At 71.1% G+C, this 19647-nt stretch carries 19 protein-coding genes; 5 read left to right on the forward strand and 14 right to left on the reverse strand.

Translation table 11 applies throughout. The features are described from left to right. Positions 1-95: 95 nt before the first annotated feature. The 9 genes from QM611_RS01375 to QM611_RS01415 all read right to left on the reverse strand — a co-directional run bounded on the left by QM611_RS01375 (position 96) and on the right by QM611_RS01415 (position 11049). Entirely contained in the window at positions 96-632 is a 537-nt protein-coding gene (locus QM611_RS01375) for a CinA family protein (protein WP_415078112.1), read from the reverse strand. Further along, complete coding sequence (pgsA, locus tag QM611_RS01380) at positions 629-1201, reverse strand: CDP-diacylglycerol--glycerol-3-phosphate 3-phosphatidyltransferase (protein ID WP_415078113.1); 573 nt, start codon at positions 1199-1201, stop codon at positions 629-631. Before pgsA ends, QM611_RS01375 begins: the two co-directional genes overlap by 4 nt. Positions 1202-1230: 29 nt before the next feature. Next, positions 1231-3900: a DNA translocase FtsK 4TM domain-containing protein gene (locus QM611_RS01385; RefSeq protein ID WP_415078114.1), complete on the reverse strand. Its 2670-nt coding sequence runs from the start codon at positions 3898-3900 to the stop codon at positions 1231-1233. Between the two features lie 84 nt (positions 3901-3984). Then, positions 3985-5361 (reverse strand): APC family permease, encoded by a 1377-nt coding sequence (locus QM611_RS01390; protein WP_415078115.1) that lies wholly within the window; start codon positions 5359-5361, stop codon positions 3985-3987. A gap of 20 nt (positions 5362-5381) precedes the next feature. Further along, the gene (locus tag QM611_RS01395) at positions 5382-7016 is read right to left on the reverse strand and encodes an amidohydrolase (protein ID WP_415078117.1); all 1635 of its coding nucleotides are present in this window, start codon (positions 7014-7016) and stop codon (positions 5382-5384) included. 9 nt (positions 7017-7025) lie between these two features. Next, the gene (locus QM611_RS01400; RefSeq protein ID WP_415078118.1) at positions 7026-8705 is read right to left on the reverse strand and encodes a ribonuclease J; all 1680 of its coding nucleotides are present in this window, start codon (positions 8703-8705) and stop codon (positions 7026-7028) included. Between the two features lie 10 nt (positions 8706-8715). Continuing rightward, a complete protein-coding gene (dapA, locus tag QM611_RS01405; protein ID WP_415078119.1) occupies positions 8716-9684 on the reverse strand; it encodes a 4-hydroxy-tetrahydrodipicolinate synthase in 969 nt (322 codons plus the stop codon). A 4-nt stretch (positions 9685-9688) separates the two neighbouring features. Then, on the reverse strand, positions 9689-10243 hold the full coding sequence (locus QM611_RS01410; protein ID WP_415078120.1) for a dihydrofolate reductase: 555 nt from the start codon (positions 10241-10243) through the stop codon (positions 9689-9691). Beyond that, positions 10240-11049 carry a thymidylate synthase gene (locus tag QM611_RS01415; RefSeq protein ID WP_415078121.1) on the reverse strand — a complete coding sequence of 270 codons (810 nt, stop codon included), beginning with the start codon at positions 11047-11049 and terminating at the stop codon, positions 10240-10242. The genes QM611_RS01410 and QM611_RS01415 overlap by 4 nt, the downstream gene beginning before the upstream one ends. Positions 11050-11091: 42 nt before the next feature. On the opposite strand from QM611_RS01415, the gene QM611_RS01420 reads away from it, so the two are divergent. From QM611_RS01420 to QM611_RS01435, 4 genes are all read left to right on the forward strand, one after another. After that, positions 11092-11520: a TlpA family protein disulfide reductase gene (locus QM611_RS01420; RefSeq protein WP_415078122.1), complete on the forward strand. Its 429-nt coding sequence runs from the start codon at positions 11092-11094 to the stop codon at positions 11518-11520. 15 nt (positions 11521-11535) lie between these two features. Continuing rightward, positions 11536-11982, forward strand: a complete 447-nt coding sequence (locus tag QM611_RS01425; protein ID WP_415078123.1) for a hypothetical protein — start codon at positions 11536-11538, stop codon at positions 11980-11982. Between the two features lie 90 nt (positions 11983-12072). After that, entirely contained in the window at positions 12073-12498 is a 426-nt protein-coding gene (locus QM611_RS01430; RefSeq protein ID WP_415078124.1) for an OsmC family peroxiredoxin, read from the forward strand. A 13-nt stretch (positions 12499-12511) separates the two neighbouring features. Continuing rightward, the gene (locus QM611_RS01435) at positions 12512-13420 is read left to right on the forward strand and encodes a TIGR01777 family oxidoreductase (protein WP_415078125.1); all 909 of its coding nucleotides are present in this window, start codon (positions 12512-12514) and stop codon (positions 13418-13420) included. 133 nt (positions 13421-13553) lie between these two features. Here the strand turns inward: QM611_RS01435 and QM611_RS01440 are convergent, their stop codons facing one another. Together QM611_RS01440 and dapB are read right to left on the reverse strand one after the other, a co-directional pair. Continuing rightward, a complete protein-coding gene (locus tag QM611_RS01440; RefSeq protein WP_415078126.1) occupies positions 13554-14015 on the reverse strand; it encodes a hypothetical protein in 462 nt (153 codons plus the stop codon). Further along, the gene (gene dapB / locus QM611_RS01445) at positions 14012-14851 is read right to left on the reverse strand and encodes a 4-hydroxy-tetrahydrodipicolinate reductase (protein ID WP_415078127.1); all 840 of its coding nucleotides are present in this window, start codon (positions 14849-14851) and stop codon (positions 14012-14014) included. The genes QM611_RS01440 and dapB overlap by 4 nt, the downstream gene beginning before the upstream one ends. Before the next feature lie 48 nt (positions 14852-14899). On the opposite strand from dapB, the gene QM611_RS01450 reads away from it, so the two are divergent. Beyond that, the gene (locus QM611_RS01450; RefSeq protein WP_415078128.1) at positions 14900-15373 is read left to right on the forward strand and encodes a GNAT family N-acetyltransferase; all 474 of its coding nucleotides are present in this window, start codon (positions 14900-14902) and stop codon (positions 15371-15373) included. Positions 15374-15488: 115 nt separating this feature from the next. Here QM611_RS01450 and QM611_RS01455 read toward each other — a convergent pair whose 3' ends face one another. The 3 genes from QM611_RS01455 to QM611_RS01465 all read right to left on the reverse strand — a co-directional run bounded on the left by QM611_RS01455 (position 15489) and on the right by QM611_RS01465 (position 19606). After that, complete coding sequence (locus QM611_RS01455; protein WP_415078129.1) at positions 15489-16091, reverse strand: histidine phosphatase family protein; 603 nt, start codon at positions 16089-16091, stop codon at positions 15489-15491. A 7-nt stretch (positions 16092-16098) separates the two neighbouring features. Next, complete coding sequence (locus QM611_RS01460) at positions 16099-17157, reverse strand: aldo/keto reductase (RefSeq protein WP_415078142.1); 1059 nt, start codon at positions 17155-17157, stop codon at positions 16099-16101. Positions 17158-17362: 205 nt separating this feature from the next. Further along, the gene (locus QM611_RS01465) at positions 17363-19606 is read right to left on the reverse strand and encodes a polyribonucleotide nucleotidyltransferase (RefSeq protein ID WP_415078130.1); all 2244 of its coding nucleotides are present in this window, start codon (positions 19604-19606) and stop codon (positions 17363-17365) included. Positions 19607-19647: the final 41 nt, after the last annotated feature.

The raw sequence follows: 19647 nt of genomic DNA on the forward strand, positions 1-19647 counted from the left end.
CCCCGGCGGCGGCGCGACGGGCGGGCCCGACGGCGGCGGGCAGCAGCAGTAGGGCGCTGCCACGCGGGCGCGCCGCTCGGCTCGGCGGTCCCCGGCTACAGTGCCTCGAGGGCGAGACGAATGGCAGCACGCGCCGCTTCAGCACGGATCGCTTCACGGCCGCCGGCGAGGGCGAGCGTTTCCACACGGGCGCCAAGCGGCGTCGCCACAGCCACGTGCACGGTGCCCACCGGCTGGCCGTCCGGCGAGTCGGGGCCGGCGATCCCCGTGGTGGCGACGCCGAGGTCGCAGCGCCGCTGGCCGTCCGAGAGCACCCTGCGCACGCCCTCGGCCATCTGGGCTGCCACGAGCGGATGCACCGCCCCGTGCGCGCGCAGGAGCGACGCGTCCACCCCCAGCACGCTGTGCTTCACGTCCGAGGCGTAGGCCACGACCCCGCCGCGCAGCACCGCCGACGCACCGGGCACGTCGACGAGCGCCGATACGACGAGCCCGCCGGTGAGCGACTCGGCGACGCCCACAGTCCAGTGCAGTTCGCTCAGGCACGCGACGAGACGCTCCGGCTCGCTGCTCCGCGCGCTGAGCGCCGTCGCCTCGACGTCGTCGGGCAGCTCAGCGGACACGGTGCTCATGCAGCATCCGCTCGTGCGCGCCGGCCGCGCGCCTCGCTGACGACGTAGTCGACTCCGCTCGCGATCGTCAGCGCGACCGCGACCGCCATCGTCACGCCGTTCACCCACCAGATCCACTCGCCGACGACGTTCCACAGCGGTAGCAGCGCGAGCGAGAGGGCGACCGCCTGCGCAACCGTCTTGAGCTTTCCCATCCACGCCGCCGCGAGCACGTGGTCGCTCACGACCACGAGGCGGTACACCGTGATGCCGACCTCGCGCACGAGCACGACGATCGCGATCCACCACGGCAGCTCCGCCAGAATCGACAGCCCCACGAACGCGCACCCGGTGAGCGCCTTGTCGGCGATCGGATCGAGCAGCTTGCCGAGGTCGGTGACGATCTCGTGCTTGCGCGCGAGGTAGCCGTCGACGCCGTCGGTCGCAATCGCGACAATGAACAGCCCGGCAGCCCACCAGCGCAGCGCGCCGTCGGCGCCGGCGTCGGCCAGGAGCAGCCACAGGAACACGGGCGCACACAGGATGCGCACGACGGTGATCGCGTTGGGCAGCTGTCGGGGCACGGCCACGTGCTGAGCCTATCGCTCGGGGCACGCGCTCAGTCGCGGCCGGTCAGGCCCCACGCGTCCTCGGAGCCCTCGTCTCCGTCGACAACCGGGTAGCCGTCATAGGACTGCTCGACGGGGTCGGCCGCGTACGGCTCCGCGGGCTCGGCCGACGGGCGTGGCGCGACATCCTCGCCGCGCAAGTGCGCGAGCACGTCGGGCAGTTGCTCGGCCGTGACCAGGACGTCGCGCGCCTTCGAGCCTTCCGACGGCCCCACAATCTCGCGCGACTCGAGGAGGTCCATGAGCCGGCCGGCTTTCGCGAAGCCGACCCGGAGCTTGCGCTGCAGCATCGAGGTCGACCCGAACTGCGTCGACACGACGAGCTCGGCGGCCGCCAGCAGCAGCTCGAGGTCGTCTCCGATGTCGGCGTCGATCTCCTTCTTCGAGGCCGCCGCCTCGACATCCGCCCGGTACTCGGGCCGCGCCTGGTTCGTGACGTGCGTGACGACCTTCTCGATCTCGGCCTCGCTGACCCACGCGCCCTGCACGCGCAGCGCCTTCGACGCGCCCATCGGCAGGAACAGGCCGTCGCCCTGGCCGACCAGCCGATCGGCGCCGGGCTGGTCGAGGATGACGCGCGAGTCGGTCACGCTCGTGACCGCGAACGCGAGGCGCGACGGCACGTTCGCCTTGATGAGCCCGGTGACGACGTCGACCGACGGCCGCTGGGTGGCCAAGACGAGATGGATGCCGCTGGCCCGCGCCAGCTGTGTGATCCGCACGATCGAGTCCTCGACGTCGCGCGGGGCCACCATCATGAGGTCGGCGAGCTCGTCGACGACCACGAGCAGGTACGGGTACGGCTTGAGCACGCGCTCGCTGCCGGGCGGCACCTCAACCTCGCCGGCGACGACCGCCTTGTTGAAGTCGTCGATATGGCGGAACCCGAACGACGCGAGGTCGTCGTAGCGCATGTCCATCTCTTTCACGACCCACTGCAGCGCCTCTGCCGCCTTCTTCGGGTTCGTGATGATGGGCGTGATCAGGTGCGGCACCCCGGCGTACGAGCTCAGCTCGACACGCTTGGGGTCGATCAGCACCATGCGCACGTCGCTCGGCTTGGCCCGCATCAGCAGGCTCGTGATCATCGAGTTCACGAAGCTCGACTTGCCCGAGCCCGTCGATCCCGCCACCAGCAGGTGCGGCATCTTCGCGAGGTTCGCCACGACGTAGCCGCCGCCGACGTCCTTGCCGATGCCGATGGTCATCGGGTGCGCCGCCTGGGTGGCGGCAGGCGAGCGCAGCACATCGCCGAGGGTCACGATCTCGCGGTCGGTGTTCGGGATCTCGACGCCGATCGCGCTCTTTCCGGGAATCGGCGCGAGAATGCGCACCTCGTTCGAGGCCACGGCGTAGGCGATGTTGTTCGTGAGCGCCGTGATGCGCTCGACCTTCACACCGGGGCCGACCTCGATCTCGTACTGCGTCACGGTCGGACCGCGCGAGAATCCGGTCACGCGCGCGTCGACCTGGAACTGCTCGAGCACGCTGGTGATCGCCGCCACCACGTTGTCGTTGGCGGCCGAGCGCTCTCGGTGCGGCGACCCCGCGGCGAGGGCCGCCGGGTTGGGCAGGCGGTACGGCGGCGCCTGCGTCGGCGGCTTTCCACCCGCTCCCGCCGAGCCGAATCCCGACATCCCGGGCAGTTGGTCGGGGTCGCCCGCGTCTTGCCCGTCGTCGAGGAGCGATGTCGCGCCGGCGCTCTTGCCCAGCCCGGGCAGCGCCGCCTCGACCTCGGCGATGACCTCGGTGGCGGCATCGGGTGCCGTCGTGACGGCCTGGTCGAACCCGCCCTGCGACCCGCCGGACGGCAGCAGTTCGGTGAGGTCTTGCGACCCGATGCCCGCGGGGTCGTCCTCACGGCCGGTCTTGTTGCGCCGCCACCACGGCACACGGTCGTCGACCGGCGCGGCGTCGCCGGACGGCGCGGCAGCGGTCTCGCTCGCCTCGGGGCGCGGCTCGGCGCCGAACATCCACGCGTAGAGGTCGCCGAGGCGAGGCCCGATGCGGTTCGGCGGCGTCTTGGTGATGATGAGCACGCTCAGCAGCGCGAGCACCGAGAGCACGCAGTACGCGCCGACGCTCGTCAGCAGCATCGCGAGGGGCTCGCCGAGCATCCACCCGAACAGGCCGCCGGCCTCGCTGAGCACCGGCAGGCCCTGCTTCGGAGCCGGCCGGCCGCCGGCGACGTGGCAGATGGCGGCGACGGCGACCGTGAGGATGCCGAAGCCGATGCCCACGCGGCCGTTGTCGTGCACGGACGCGGGATGCCGGAACAGCCATCCCGCGAGGATCAGCAGCAGGACAGGCAGCACGAACGCGACGCGCCCAACAAGGGCGCCCCCCGTGTACGCGCTGATGGTGGCGGCGATCTCGGAGCCGATGAGGAACCACTCGACGACCGCTCCGGCGACGGCGAACAGCACCAGCAGGAACGGGAAGCCGTCGCGGCGCTGGTCCTTCTCCAGAGTCTCCGGCCCGAAGGCGCGGAACATGCCGCCGACGCCGTGCGCCAGGCCGAGCCACATGCGCGCGATCAGCGGCGGCTTGTCGGGCTCGTCTGCGTAGCGCTTGGGCGCGGGATCGGGTTTTGCGGCGCGACGGGACGGCGCCTTCGCGGGCGCGCCGGTCGCCTTGGTCGGGCTCGAGCTCCTGGCCATCCCCCCACGCTATTGCCGGCGCACCCGGTTCCTGCGTAGCGACGCGGCGTTACGGATGTGACGGTTGTGACGAGTGTGCCGCGCTCACTCCTTGAGATCGAGCATCGGTGTGGGGCGGCGGAAGAACCGAGTCACGACCAACAAGATCACAAAGCCCAGCGCCAGCCACGACAGCCCGACGACGAACGTCTGCCCGGACAAGCTCGTCCACAGCCAGACCGTGAGGCCGAAGCCGATGAGGGGCAACACCAGGTTGCTGAAGACCTTCGACCCAGCGCGCTCCTTCTCGTCGATGAAGTAGTGCTTGAGCACCGACAGGTTCACCATGGAGAACGCCATGAGCGCGCCGAAGCTGATCATGTTCGACAGCAGCGCCAGGTCGATCCAGATCGCGGCGAGCGAGAACACCGACACCACGAGGGTGGCGACCACCGGAGTGCCGAAGCGCTCGTTCAAGTGGCCGAACACCACGCGCGGAAGCACGCCGTCGCGGCCCATCGCGAACAGGATGCGCGAAACCGACGCCTGCGAGGTCAGCGCGGAGCCCAGGGCGCCCGCGACATACCCGGCGATGAACATCGCGGACAGCCAGTGGCTGCCCACGGCCATGGTGACGTCGATCGCCGCAGTGTCGGCCGACTCGAACTGGTTCGACGGATACGCGAACTGGGCCGAGAAGGCGAGCAGGATGAACACGAGGCCAGCGCCGATCGTGGTGATCAGGATGGCGCGCGGCACCGTGCGCTTGGCGTCCTTCGCCTCCTCCGCCAGCGTGGAGACGGAGTCGAATCCGAGGAAGGACAGGCACAGGATGGCCGCGCCGCCGAACAGCGGGCCCAATTCGCCCACCGAGCCGTCGCCGGTGAACGGGCGGAGCGGGTCGACCCCATGGCCGACGCCGGTGCCCAGCGCAAGCCACACGAACACGACGACGAAGATCGTCTGCACCGCGATGATGACGAAGTTCGCGCGCGCGACCGAGATGATCCCGATGATGTTGAGCACCGTCACGATCGCGATCGACACCACGATCCACACCCACGACGGAACCGCGGGGAATGCCTCGGTGAGGTATAGGCCGACGACGAGGTAGTTGATCATCGGCAGGAACAGATAGTCCAGCAGCAAGGCCCAGCCGGCGAGGAAGCCGATCGCGCCGCCGAACGTCTGCTGCGTGTAGATGTACGCCGACCCTGAGTACGGATAGGCAACCGCCATCCGAGCGTACGAGCGAGCCGTGAAGACCATGACCACGAGGGTGACGACATACGCCATCGCGACGCGGCCGCCGGTGAGCACCGTGACGATGCCGTACGTGGTGAACACGGTGAGCGGAACCATGTAGACAAGGCCGAACAGCACGAGCGAGGGAACGCCGAGCACGCGCTTGAAACGACCTTCGGTGACTTGCATCGTCGCCTCGGTGGGGCTATCGACCGGGTGGAGCTGCTCTGGAGACATGGTGCTTCCTTTCTGATCGGTTACGGCCCTGCACGGAAGCGACACTCTCCGGCGAGGTAGGTGGCGACGATCGGCGTCGCCGCGAGCGCGCGGCCCCGCGTTGCGCGGGGATCGCGTGCGAAGTGGACGAGGTCGGCGCTCGCGCCAGGCACGATCGCCCCCCAGGGCGCATCGGCGCGATCTGCGAACGCCTGGTGCGCGACAGCGGTGGAGTAGGCGTGCAGCGCGCGCTCGACAGGCACGATCTCGCGCGGCGTCCAGCCGTCCGCGGGCTCGCCGTCGGCGTTCTGGCGAGAGACCGCCACGGCCATGCCGTCGCGAGGGTCGCCGGAGGACACGGGCCAATCCGATCCGAAGGACAACACGGCGCCGGACTCGTCGATCGAGCGCATGCGATACTGCCGGTCCGACCTCGCCTGCCCCAGCCGCGGGACAGTGAGCACGTTCATGAGCGCGTCCAACTGCGCCCACAGGGGTTGCATGCACGCCACGACGCCGAGCTCGGCGAAGCGCGCCAGGTCGGCGTCGTCGACAAGCTGCGCGTGCGCGATGACCGGGCGCCGGTCTCGCGGTCCGTTCACCGCGACAGCGTGCTCGATCGCGTCGAGCGCCTGGCGGACGGCCGCGTCGCCGATGGCGTGGATGTGGATCTGGAAGCCTTCTGCGTCGACGGCGGCCACGGCGTCGGCGAGCGCTCCGCCGGGCCCCCACACTCGCATGCCGTGGTCGTGCAGGCCGGAGCAGTAGGGCTCCAGGAGAGCCCCGGTCTCGTTCTCGATCACACCATCGGCGAAGAACTTCACGGTGTGCGCGGTCAGCAGCGGGCAGCCGAGCTCGGCGACGCGGTCGCGCGCGCGGACCATGGCGGGCAGTTGGTGGCCGAAATGCCGAGGGTCGGCGTACTGCGCGAGGTTGACCCGCAAGGGGAGGATGCCGCGCACGGCCGCCTCCACGTAGGTGTCGACATCGGCAGGCTCGACCCAGGCATCCTGCACCCACGTCACTCCTCGCGCGAGAAAATAGCTTCCCGCGGCGGCAAGCGCCCGCATCCTCTCCTCCGCGGCGCGCGCGGGCGCGATGCCCATCACGAGATCGATCGCGCCCCACTCGCGCAATGTGCCCAGCGGCTCGCCGTCGGCGCGATGCGGAATCTCGCCGAGTTCGGGATCAGGCGTCTCGGCCGTGATGCCGGCGAGGGCGAGCGCCTTCGAGTTCACCCAGATCGTGTGGTAGTCCCACGCGCGCAGCACCACCGGCCGATCGGCGACGGCCCGATCAAGCCACCGCGCGTCGAAGAGGCCGCCCTCTGACAGGCTGCCGTCGTACGACGCGCCGAAGATCCACTCGGCGTCGGGGTGCTCTTGCGCGTGCCGCCGCACCTCGGCGACGATCTCGTCGACCGATGCGCACGGGCGGACGGCGGGCCCCTCCGCCTCCAGGCCGCCGAACAGCGGGTGCGCGTGCCCGTCGCCGAACGAGGGCATGAGGAAGCCGCCCTCCAGGTCCACCGACTCGACATCCTCGGCGGCGCCCGCCAGGCGTGCGGCCTCGTCGCCGGTGGCGACCACCCGGCCGTCGCGAACAAGCAGCGCGTCGGCGTCGGGCTTGCCGGCCCCGCGCCACACGCGGCCCCCGTGGAAGAATGTCGCTGCCATGGCCGCGCGCTACGCCTCGATCACAAGCGGCACGATCATGGGCCGGCGGCGCAGCCGCTGGCTCACCCAGCGGCCGATCGTGCGGCGCACGACCTGCGCGAGCGCGTGCTGGTCGCGCACGCCCGAGTGCGCGGCATCCGCCAGCGCGGCCGCGATCTTGGGCTTGACATCGTCGAACACGCTGTCGTCCTCGGCGAAGCCGCGGGCGTGGATCTCGGGCCCGGTGATGATCTGCCCTGTCGCGGCGTCCACCACCACGATCACCGAGATGAAGCCCTCCTCCCCGAGGATGCGGCGGTCTTTCAGGTCGGCGTCGGTGATCTCGCCGACCGTCGACCCGTCGACGTAGACGAATCCGAGGTCGAGCTGCCCGACCACGCGCGCGTCGCCGCCGCGCAGGTCGATGACGGTGCCGTTCTCGGCGAGGATCGTGCGCTCGGCCGGGATGCCGGTGTCTTGCGCGAGCCGCGCGTTCGCCATCAGGTGCCGGTACTCGCCGTGCACGGGCAGCACGTTGCGCGGCTGCAGGATGTTGTAGCAGTAGAGCAGCTCGCCTGCGGCGGCATGCCCCGACACGTGGACCTTGGCGTTGCCCTTGTGCACGACGTTCGCGCCAAGCTTGGTGAGCCCGTCGATCACGCGGTACACGGCGTTCTCGTTGCCCGGGATGAGGCTCGACGCGAGGATGACCGTGTCGCCCGGGCCGGGCTCGATCTCGTGGTCGAGGTTGGCCATGCGCGACAGCACGGCCATCGGCTCGCCCTGCGACCCCGTGGACATGTACACGATGCGGTTGTCGGGCAGCTCGCGCGCCTTCTTGTAGTCGATGAGCACGCCGTCGGGCACGTTGAGGTAGCCGAGCTCGGCCGCGATCGACATGTTGCGCACCATGCTGCGGCCGAGCAGGGCGACACGGCGCCCGTGCGCAGCCGCGGCGTCGAGCACCTGCTGCACGCGGTGCACGTGGCTGGAGAAGCTCGCCACGATCACGCGACGCGGCGCCTTGCCGATCACCTGGTCCAGCACCGGGCCGATGCTGCGCTCGAGCGGTGTGAAGCCCGGCACGTCGGCGTTGGTGGAATCGACGAGGAACAGGTCGACGCCCTCCTCGCCCAGGCGCGCGAAGGCGCGGAGGTCAGTGAGCCGGTCATCCAGCGGCAGCTGGTCCATCTTGAAGTCGCCCGTGGCCAGCACCATGCCCGCCGGCGTGCGGACGGCGACGGCCAAGGCATCCGGGATCGAATGGTTCACCGCGACGAACTCGCAGTCGAACGGGCCGAGCCGCTCGCGCCCGCCCTCCGCCACCAGCAGCGTGTACGGCTTGATGCGATGCTCTTTGAGCTTGGCCTCCACGAGCGCAAGCGTGAGCGCGGAGCCGACGAGAGGGATGTCGGGTTTGAGGCGCAGCAGGTACGGCACGGCGCCGATGTGGTCCTCGTGGCCGTGCGTGAGCACGACCGCGACGATGTCGTCGAGGCGGTCCTTGATCGGCTCGAAGTCGGGGAGGATGAGGTCCACCCCGGGCTGGTGCTCCTCGGGGAACAGCACGCCGCAGTCGATGACGAGGAGCTTTCCCCCGTGCTCGAACACCGTCATGTTGCGCCCGACCTCGCCGAGGCCGCCGAGGGGGGTGACTCGCAGCGTGCCCGGATCGAGCGCGGGCGGGTCTTGGACAGTGATCGGAGTCATCGAGCCTCGCTCATCGAGTCGTGCCGTGCACCTTCGGCAGCGCACCGCCGGCGGCGGCGTTGCGGTCGGGGCGGAAGTTGGAGAAGTCGGCGCCCGGCACGTCTTTGACGAGAGCGAGCTCGTCCTCGATGACCGCCGCCTCCCACTCCTCGGGGCCCACCAGCGGCAGGCGCACGCGCGGGCTGCCGATGCGGCCCAGCCCGTGCAGGATGTACTTCGCGCTCACGGTGCCGGGAATGTGCGTCATGACCGCGCGCACGAGCGGCTCGAGCCGTTTGTGCTCGGCCGTCGCGGTGGCCAGGTCGCCGCGGTTCACCGCGTCGACGATCGTGCGGTACGGCCCCGGCGTGATGTTGGCGGTGACGCCGATGAGGCCCGTCGCCCCGATCGCGAGGTGCGGCAGCACGTTGGCGTCGTCGCCGGAGAAGTACATCAGGTCGGTCTGGTTGAGCACGCGGCTGACCTCGCTGAAGTCGCCCTTGGCGTCTTTGATGGCGAGCACGTTGGGGTGCTTGGCGATCCGCAGGATCGTCTCGTATGTGATGGGCACGCCGGTGCGGCCGGGGATGTCGTACAGGATGACGGGCAGGTCGGTCGCGTCCGCCACGAGGCGGAAGTGCGTGAGGATGCCGGCCTGCGTCGGCTTGTTGTAGTACGGCGTGACGATCATGATGCCGTCGGCGCCGGCGCGCTCGCTCGCCTTGTACAGCTCGATCGCGTGGGCCGTCTCGTTCGAGCCGCCGCCGGTGATGATCTTGGCCCGGTCCCCGGCGACGAGCTTGCCGACCTTGACGAGCTCGAGCTTCTCCGGGTCGGTGAGGGTGCTGGTCTCGCCCGTCGTGCCGGTGACGACAATGCCGTCCGCGCCCGCGGTCACGACATCGTCGATGTGCTTTTCGACAGCGGGCCAGTCGACCTCGCCGTCTGCGGTCATCGGGGTCACGAGCGCGACAAGCACCTGCCCAAAGGGATTGGTCATGCTTTCAGGCTATCGCGCGCGCCGCGCCGCCCGAACCGGGGGCGCGGCGGTAGGTGACGAAGCGGTACGGGATGCCGGCGCGCGAGACGTGCCATCCCTCCGCGGGGTCGGTGGCCGCGGCATCCCACCCCGATGTCGACGGCGCGAACGCGTCGCCGTCGACATCGAGGTCGAGCTCGGTGACCTCCAGCGCGTCGGCCGCGGCGATCGCGTCGCGGAACAGCTCTCCCCCGCCGATCACCCAGATCGTGTCGGGATGGCCCTCCGCGGCCAGAGCGAGCGCCGCGTCGAGGGATGCCGCGCGCTCCGCGCCCGCGGCCGACCACTCGCCGTTGCGCGTCACGACGATGTTGCGCCGCCCGGGGAGCGGCCGGAAGCGATCGGGGAACGACTCCCACGTCTTGCGGCCCATGACAACGGGCGCGCCCATCGTGACCGACTTGAAGTGCGCCAGGTCTTCCGGGACGTGCCAGGGCATCCCGCCGCCCGCGCCGATGACGCCGCCGCGCGCCTGCGCCCAGACCAGCCCGACCGACGCGGCGCCCGCGGCAGAGGTCATACCGCGACGGCGCCGCGGATCGCCGGGTGGTGCTGGTAGTCCTCCACGACGAAGTCGTCGAACTCGTAGTCGAACACCGACGCGGGCGTGCGGGCCAGCCGCAGCGTCGGGTACGGGTACGGGTCGCGCGTGAGCTGCTCGCGCACCTGCTCGAGGTGGTTGTCGTAGATGTGGCAGTCGCCGCCGGTCCACACGAAGTCGCCGGGCTCCAGGCCCGTCTGCTGGGCGATCATGAGGGTGAGCAGCGCGTACGAGGCGATGTTGAACGGCACGCCCAGGAACATGTCGGCGCTGCGCTGGTACAGCTGGCACGACAGCCGGCCGTCGGCGACGTAGAACTGGAACAGCGCGTGGCAGGGCGCGAGCGCCATGTCGGGGATGTCGGCGGGGTTCCACGCCGACACGACGAGCCGTCGCGAGTCGGGCGTGGAGCGGATCTGCTCGACGACCTGCGCGATCTGGTCGATGTGGCCGCCGCTCGGCGTCGGCCACGACCGCCACTGCACGCCGTAGACGGGGCCGAGCTCGCCCGAGGCATCCGCCCACTCGTCCCAGATCGTGACGCCGCGCTCCTGCAGCCACCGCACGTTCGACTCTCCGCGCAGGAACCACAGCAGCTCGTACGCGATCGAGCGGAAGTGCACGCGCTTGGTGGTGATGAGCGGGAAGCCTCGCGACAGGTCGAACCGCAGCTGTCGGCCGAAGACGCTTGTGGTTCCGGTGCCGGTGCGGTCGGACTTGTGCGTGCCGCCTTCGAGCACGTCGCGCAGCAGGTCCTCGTACGGAGTCGGGATGGGCGCGGTCACGGATGCCACGATACCGGGCGATGCCCTCTAGGCTGGTCGATCGTGACCATTCCGAGCGCGCTCATCGGGCTTGCCCTGCTGCTGGTTGCGACGGTGGCCTTCGCGCTGTGCGTGCGGCGCCCGCGGACCCGTGTTCGCCCCGCTGTGCCGGGCGAAGTGGTCGAGGCGGGGCGGCTCGGCGCCGAGCGGCTCGGCGACCGCGCCACGCTGCTGCAGTTCAGCGCGGAGTCGGGCAAGCGCTGCGCCGACGCGCACCGCACGCTCGCGTCGGTCGCCGACAGCGAGGACGGCGTGCTGCACGTGGACGTCGACCTCACTGGCCGCCCCGACCTCGCGCGGCAGTTCCGCGTGCTGCAGACGCCGACGACGCTCATCCTCGACCGCGACGGCGTCGTGCAGACGAGGTTCGGCGGGGTGCCCAGCCGCGATGTCGTCGAGCTCGAGCTGACCCGAATGGCCGCGGGCAGCTAGACGAACGGAGCGGGTGTGAGAGCACGACGGACGATGACGGCGGTGATGTGCGTGCTCGCCGCGCTCTGGCTGGCCGCGTGCGGCTCGGGCGGGCAGTCGCACCCGTCCGACAACAACGACGCCGTGCGGCAGGCGGTGCTCGCCGCCGTCGATCGCGCCGAGAGCGTCGAGGTCAAGGGCAGTTCCAGCGGATTTGCGCGCGGGCTCCTGATCGAGGCGGTGGTGGCCGGAGCCGAGCCGCTCGCCGCCGACGACCTGGAGTCGCTCGTGCTCGCCGCACGCGACGCGTCGAGCCGCGACCCGGACTACTACCGCCTCCGAGCCTCAACCTCCGCGCGCGTGGTCGTGGATCTCACCGCCGCCGCCGACGAGCTCGGACTCGACTGGGCGAGCTACCCGGACGGCATCAGCCTCACCAGCACAGTCGTCGACGAGAAGTACGGCCCGCGAACCGAGCGCTGACATCCCCGCGGCAGCACGAGACCGCGTTCTGCTCTCGTACTAGGCTGGCCGCGTGCGCCGAACGCGCGCGGCATCCGCGAGGAGGAACAGATGAGCGTCACCAGCGAAGCCAAAACGTCGTGGAAGGGGAGCCTCGCCGAGGGCTCGGGGGATGTCGCGCTGCAGACCTCGCACCAGGGCCCGTTCGCCGTGAACTGGAAGGCGCGCAGCGAGGGCTCCGACTCGGTCACCACACCCGAAGAGCTCATCGCCGCGGCGCACTCGTCGTGCTTCAGCATGGCGCTGTCGCACGCGCTGGCCCAGAACGGCACGCCCCCGCAGAGCGTGGACACGACGGCATCCGTCACTTTCGTCCCGGGCAAGGGCATCACCGGCAGCCACCTCAACGTCGAGGCGAGCGTGCCCGGGCTGAGCGCGGCCGACTTCGCGCGCATCGCCGAGGAGGCCAAGGCCGGGTGCCCAGTGTCGCAGGCGCTCGCCGGCATCGAGATCACGCTCGAGGCCGCGCTCGCCTGACGGGAGCGGACGGATGCCGCGCCGCGTCGTTGTCGCCGGCGGCTCGGGCCTGATCGGCTCGGCGCTCGTTGAGAGCCTGCGCGCCGACGGCGTCGCGGTGACGACCCTCGTGCGCCGGCCGCCGCGCAAGCCGCACGAAGTCGAGTGGCTCAGCGACAGCGTGCCGCTGCATCCCGACGTCCTCGCCGGAGCGGACGCGGTCGTCGGGCTCAACGGCGCGAGCCTCGGGCGCTTCCCGTGGACGAGCCGGTACAAGTCCGAGCTGCTGTGGTCGCGCATCACCCCGACGCGCACACTGGCCGCCGCGCTGCGCGCGCTCGGCGGCGACGCGCCCGCGTTCGTGTCGGCGTCGGCCGTCGGCTACTACGGGTCGGCGCCCGGCGCGAAGCTGACCGAGGACTCGCCGCGCGGCGACACGTTCGCCGCCGACCTGTGCGCGCAGTGGGAGGCTGCGGCGCGCGGAGCCGGCGAGCACACGCGCGTCGCGATGCTGCGGACGGCGCCGGTCGTGCATCTCGACGGCGTGCTCAAGCCCCTGGTGCTGCTCACGAAGGCCGGCGTCTCGGGGCCGGTCGGGCGCGGAACGCAGGTGTGGCCGTGGATCTCGCTCGACGACCAGGTGCGCGCGATCCGGCACGTCATCGACCACGGCATCGCGGGCCCGGTCAACCTCACGGGGCCCGCGCGCGCCACCGCCAACGACCTCGGGTTCGCGCTCGCGGTCGCGCTGAACCGGCCGTTCGTCGTGCGCGCGCCGGAATGGGGCATGAAGCTCGTGCTGGGGAAGGATGCCACGGAGGCGATCCTCACGGCGGACATGGACGTCGTGCCGGAGGTGCTGCAGGCATCCGGCTTCTCGTTCCGCCACCCGACAGTGGAGGACGCGGTCGACGCCGCCCTGGTCACCGCCTCCGACCCCTGAGCTTGTCGAAGGGCGGTCGCCCTCGGGTTTCGCCAGATCAGGTGATTTCGCGTGCTCAGGACGTTCCGCGCCGAATCGGCCTGAGTGCGCGAAATCAGGAGAATTCGGGGAAGGCGGAGGGGGTGCCTCGGGCTCAACGACCGGGGGTTGCCCGGCGCTGGGCCGACTCCAGCGCGATCGCGCGCCGCACGGCCTCCCGTGCCCGGCGACGGTCTCCCGCCCCGTCGTACGCGACGCCGAGCCGGAACCACACCCGCCAGTCGTCGGGGTGCTGCTCGGCGTCCGCGCGGAACGCCGGGAACGCGGCATCCGCATCCTCGCGCAACGCACGCCCGCTGGGGCGCACGCGCACCGTCTCGTCGGGCGCGGCGCCCTCGGCCTCGAGGCGTCGACCGAGCTGTTCGGCGCGCCAGCCGAACCACAGCTCGCGCCCCAACGCCCACACGGCCACGAGCGGCAGCACCACGAGAGCGGCGCCCATCGCGACGCCGAGCCCGTCGCCGCTCGTCAGCAGCAGCACGGCGCGCTGACCGACCAGCACGATGTACAACAGCAGCAGCGTGGCCATGACGGCCACGCCCGCCCGTGCGCTCATGCCCCGGTTGCTCTGGCGGCCTGGCCGGAGACGCCGTCCTCGGCGAGCCCGCCCTCCGCCCCCTGAGCCGCATCCGGCCCCTGAGCTTGTCGAAGGGCCGACGCCCCCACCCCGATGTCGACGAAGTTCTCCAGCCCGACGACGACCCCGCGCGCGTCGCGAGCGGCCTCGAGGGCGATGCGGATGCCGGGCGCGTAGGCCAGCGCGGGGTCCACCGTGTCGTGCACGATCGACAGCGACTCCCCCGGCCCCGACAGGATCGTCTCCTGCCGCGCGACGACGCCCGGCCGGCGCAGCGAGTGCACCGGGACGCTGGCGACCTGCTGGCCGCGCGCACGCTGGTCGGCGTGCGGCGCGTCCACCGGTCCGCGCTCGACGCGGGCCGCCGCGATCAGCTCGGCGGTGCGCACCGCGGTGCCGCTGGGCGAGTCGACCTTGGTCTCGCGGTGCGCCTCGACGATCTCCACGGACGGGAAGAATGGCGCCGCCGCCGCGGCGAGCGCGGTGCCGAGCACCGAGCCGAGCGAGAAGTTCGGGATGAACACCGCGCCGGTTCCGGCGGCGTCGACGAGCGGGCGCACGAGCGCGATGCGCTCCGCCGACCACCCCGACGTGCCGACGAGCACGTTGATGCCGCGCTCGATCGCGGCGCGCACGACGTCGATGCTCACGGCGGGTGTCGACGCGTCGACCACGAGGTCGGCGCCGGCCACCTCGTCGAGCCCGCTGCGCGAGGTCAGCACGGCGGCGACCTCGAATCCGTCGAGCCCGTCCACGACCTCGCGGATGATTCCGCCGAGCTTGCCGGTGCCCCCCACAATGGCAACGCGCGTCATGGCTCCATCCTAGGTTGGCGGGCGGCGGGGCGGCCGTAGGGTAGTCGCGTGGCATCCGTTCGCGATCTCCCCGTCGACTCGGCGCTGGCGCACGAGCTGCTCACCGAGTACTTCCGCTCCCGCGAGATCGGCTTCGCGCGCCAAGGCGCCGTGTACACGCCGACCTTCCCCGACCCCTCCGCGTTCACGCCGCCGGCGGGCGTGTTCCTCGTGCTGCGAGGCGACGACGGCGAGCCAAGCGGATGCGGCGGCGTCCGCCGCATCCCCGACGGCCCGGCCGGAGTGCGCTACGAGATCAAGCACCTGTACGTGCAGCCGGCGGGCCGGGGGCGCGGGTGGGGGCGGATGCTGCTGAGCGCGCTGGAGTCGCGCGCTCGCGCGTGGGGCGCCGCCGAGCTCGTGCTCGACACGCACCACTCGCTCGAGGCCGCCGCGGCGCTCTACGCGGCGTCGGGCTTCGAGCTCGTCGAGCGTTTCAACCAGAACCCGAACGCCACAGTGTGGCTGGCCAAGCGCCTGTAGCGCGCACGAACTCAGCCTGTGCGGCGGGCGCGGCGGGCGCCACCTGTGCCATCGCGGGGTGGCGCGGCGCGCAGCCGCGGCAAAGACTGAGTTATGCCCGCGGGACGCGCGACACTCAGAACCGCAGGGGCTCGGGCAGGCCCGTGCGCAGCTCGACCGGCAAGTGGGCGAGGTCGTTGTGCGTGAGCAGCGTCCACGGCCGGCCGGGCTTCTGCGCCAGCACGGTCAGGCCGCAGTTGGCCTGGTTGATCGTCATCCACCGCCACTCCGGCGCCTGCAGCACCTCGCGTACGAACCACGCGATGACGAAGTTATGGGTGATCAGCAACTCGTGCACCTCGCCCGGCTTGCGCACGAGGAACTCGCTCACGGCATCCGCCATCTGCGCCCGTCCCGCCTCGACCTGCTCGTCGGTGACAGCGCCGAAGAAGGGCTCGAACGCGGCCGGCGTCTCGCCGGTCACGCCGGTGGGCACGCAGTCGAACAGCAGTGCGGTCGGCTCGGGCGACAGCGCAGGCAGGCGCTCGGCGACCGTCTGCGCGGTCTGCGCCGCCCGCTGCAGCGGCGAGTTCCACATCGCGTCGAACGGCACGCCCGAGAGCCGGTCGGCCAGCAGCGATGCCTGGCGACGGCCGCGCGGCGAGAGCGGGCCGTCAGGCAGGCCGTGCTCGGCATCCTGTTGCTCGCCGTGGCGCACAAGGTAGAGGTAGTGGGTCACCGCGGGCTCATTCGACGGCGCGCGTGAGCTCGGCAAGCTGCGCGCGGCTGAGGCGCACGCCCACGCCCTGCACGAGCTCGTCGACGTGCTGCGGCTCGAACGCGTTGACGATCGGTGCGACGACGGTCTTCTGGGCCAGCAGCCACGCGATGGCGACGGCGGCGTCGGGAACCCCGAGCTCGCCGGCCACGGAGTCGAGCGCGCGAAGCGTGCGGCTGCCTCGCCGGTTGAGGCTGCTCACCAGCTGGCTGCCGCGCACGCCGAGGCCGGTGCGGGAGCGGGAGCGGTGGCGGCCGGAGAGAAAGCCGTGCTGCAGCGCGTGCGACGGGGTCACAGCCATGCCCTGCGCTCCGGCCACGAGCCGCAGGTCGCCCTCGAAGTCGTTGCGGCGCAGCATGTTGTAGGGCACGTCGAGCACCGTCAGGCGCGGGTAGCCGGCGGAGGACAGGATGCGCGCCTCCACAAGTCGCTCGGCCCCGAAGCCGAACGCGCCCAGTGCCCGCGCCTTGCCCGTCTCGACGAGCCACTCGGCGGTCGCGAGGGTGTCGTCGAGCGCTGCCGGGGAGCTTCCGCTGTCATCGAGGTAGAGGATGTCGATGCGGTCCGTGCCGAGGCGGCGCAGCGACGCCTCGACAGCGCGGACGAGATTGACCGGCCCGAGGCCGGGGTTGTCGGCGTTCCCGCCCACCCGGGTGGCGACGATCATCTCGTCGCGCAGGCCCCGGTCGGCGATCCACTGGCCGATGATGTGCTCGCTGCGCCCCGACGCGTAGTTGTCGGAGGTGTGCACGATGTTGCCGCCGAGGCCGGCGTAACGGTCGAGGATCGCCCGGCTCTCGTCGTTGTCGACGTGCCAGCCGAACTCCGAACCGCCCAGGATGAACGGGAAGACGTGCATTCCGGTCTCGCCCAGCGGCACGCGCACGGCGGCACCGAGCGGCGGACCCTGCACGGGGATCGGGGCGGACGGGTGCTCACGCGGCGCGGCCACGGGCGAGGTCGGCGGGAACGACGACTTCGTCGTGCTCTCTGAAGCACCGGCTGAGCCGACGCCGTTGCGCTGCATGTGTGGCACCCCCTCACGAGACCTGGCGATGTTCGGTTTCGTGGAGCAAACAGCGCCGCCCCCGACGCTTTATACGAGGTTAGGGCAGGCTTTGTGCGCAGCCCGGCGTTGTGACGGCCTGTTGGTGAACATTCCATAACGGTTTGATGAGAATGGCCCGGCCGCCCGCTCGCGCGGACGACCGGGCCGTCACTTCTTTGGGCCGTCAGGCGCCGATCGGCTCCGCCGCGGGCTCGTCGAGCACCGGCTCGAGCGACAGCTTGCCGCGGTCGTCGACCTTCGTGATGCGCACGAGCTGCTTCTGCCCGACCGACAGCACGTCTTCGATGTTCTCGACGCGCTTGCCGCCGGCGAGCTTGCGGATCTCGCTGATGTGCAGCAGTCCGTCCTTGCCGGGCAGCAGCGAGACGAACGCGCCGAACGCGGCGATCTTGACGACCGTGCCGAGGAACTGCTCGCCCACCTCCGGGTTGGTCGGGTTGGCGATCGCGTTGACCTGGGCGCGGGCCGCCTCGGCCGAGGGGCCGTCGGTCGCGCCGATGTACACCGTGCCGTCCTCCTCGATGGAGATCTGCGCGCCGGTCTCGTCCTGGATGGCGTTGATCGTCTTGCCCTTCGGGCCGATCAGCTCGCCGATCTTGTCGACCGGGATCTGCACGCTGATCACGCGCGGTGCCGTCGGCGCCATCTCGTCGGGGCCGTCGATCGCGGCGTTGACCACGTCGAGGATCGTGAGGCGAGCGTCCTTCGCCTGCTGCAGGGCCCCCGCGAGCACCGACGACGGGATGCCGTCGAGCTTCGTGTCGAGCTGGATGGCGGTGACGAACTCGCTCGTGCCGGCGACCTTGAAGTCCATGTCGCCGAGCGCGTCCTCCGCGCCCAGGATGTCAGTCAGGGCCGCATAGCGGGTCTGGCCGTCGACCTGGTCGGACACCAGCCCCATCGCGATGCCCGCGACGGGCGCGCGCAGCGGCACACCAGCGTTGAGCAACGACAGCGTGGACGCGCACACCGAACCCATCGACGTCGAGCCGTTGGAGCCGAGGGCCTCGGAGACCTGGCGAATCGCGTACGGGAACTCCTCGCGCGAGGGCAGCACCGGCACGAGCGCGCGCTCGGCGAGGAAGCCGTGCCCGATCTCGCGACGCTTCGGGCTGCCCACACGGCCGGTCTCGCCGGTCGAGTAGGGCGGGAAGTTGTAGTGGTGCAGGTAGCGCTTGCTCGTCACGGGCGACAGCGAGTCGATCTGCTGCTCCATCTTGAGCATGTTCAGCGTCGTGACGCCCAGGATCTGGGTCTCGCCGCGCTGGAAGATCGCCGAGCCGTGGACGCGCGGGATGACCTGCACCTCCGCGTCGAGCGGACGGATGTCGGCCAGCCCGCGGCCGTCGATGCGAACGCCCTCCTGCAGGATGCGGCCGCGCACGATCACCTTCGTGACCGACTTGTAGGCGGCGGCGAACTCGAGCGGCGCGGCCGGCGACAGCTCGCCGGACTCGGTGGCCGCGACGACCTGGGCCTTGACCTCGTCCTTGAGCGCGTCATCCGCGTTCTGGCGCTCGACCTTGTCGGCGATCTGGTAGATCGAGACGAGGCGGTCGTAGGCGCGGCCGGCGACGAAGTCGTAGGTCTGCTGCGAGTAGGGCAGGAACACCGGGTACTCCCGGACCTCCTTCGCGGCGGTGCTCGCGACGGCGTTCTGCGCCGCGACAAGCTCCTTGATGAAGGGCTTGGCCGCCTCGAGGCCCTGGGCCACGACCTCTTCGCTGGGCTTGGTCGCGCCCGCCTTGATGAGGTTCCAGCTGCCCTCGGTGGCCTCGGCCTCGACCATCATGATCGCGACGTCGCCGTCATCGAGCACGCGGCCGGCGACGATGATGTCGAACACCGCCTCCTCGAGCTGGGACACCGTCGGGAACGCGACCCACTGGTCGGCGTGCTCGCCGTGGCCGGGAATGAGCGCGAGGCGAACGCCCGCGATCGGGCCCGAGAACGGCAGCCCGGAGATCTGGGTGGACAGCGATGCCGCGTTGATCGCGAGCGCGTCGTAGAACTCGCCCGGGGCGATGCTCAGCACGGTGATGACGATCTGCACCTCGTTGCGGAGACCATCGACGAACGACGGGCGCAGCGGGCGGTCGATGAGACGGCAGACGAGGATCGCCTCGGTGGACGGGCGCCCCTCGCGGCGGAAGAACGAGCCGGGGATCTTGCCGGCGGCGTACGAGCGCTCCTCGACGTCGACGGTCAGCGGGAAGAAGTCGAACCCTTCGCGCGGGTGCTTGCCGGCGCTCGTGGCCGACAGCAGCATGGTCTCCTCGTCGAGGTACGCGGCAACGGCGCCCTGCGCCTGCTGCGCGAGGCGGCCGGTCTCGAACCGGACCGTGCGGGTGCCGAAGCGTCCGTTGTCGAGGACGGCTTCGGCGAACGTGATTTCAGGACCTTCCAAGAGGTCTCTCCTTCTTTGTTTATGCTCGCGCACGCGTTTCG

It is taken from the genome of Microbacterium sp. (assembly GCF_047606685.1).
GTDB lineage: Bacteria > Actinomycetota > Actinomycetes > Actinomycetales > Microbacteriaceae > Microbacterium.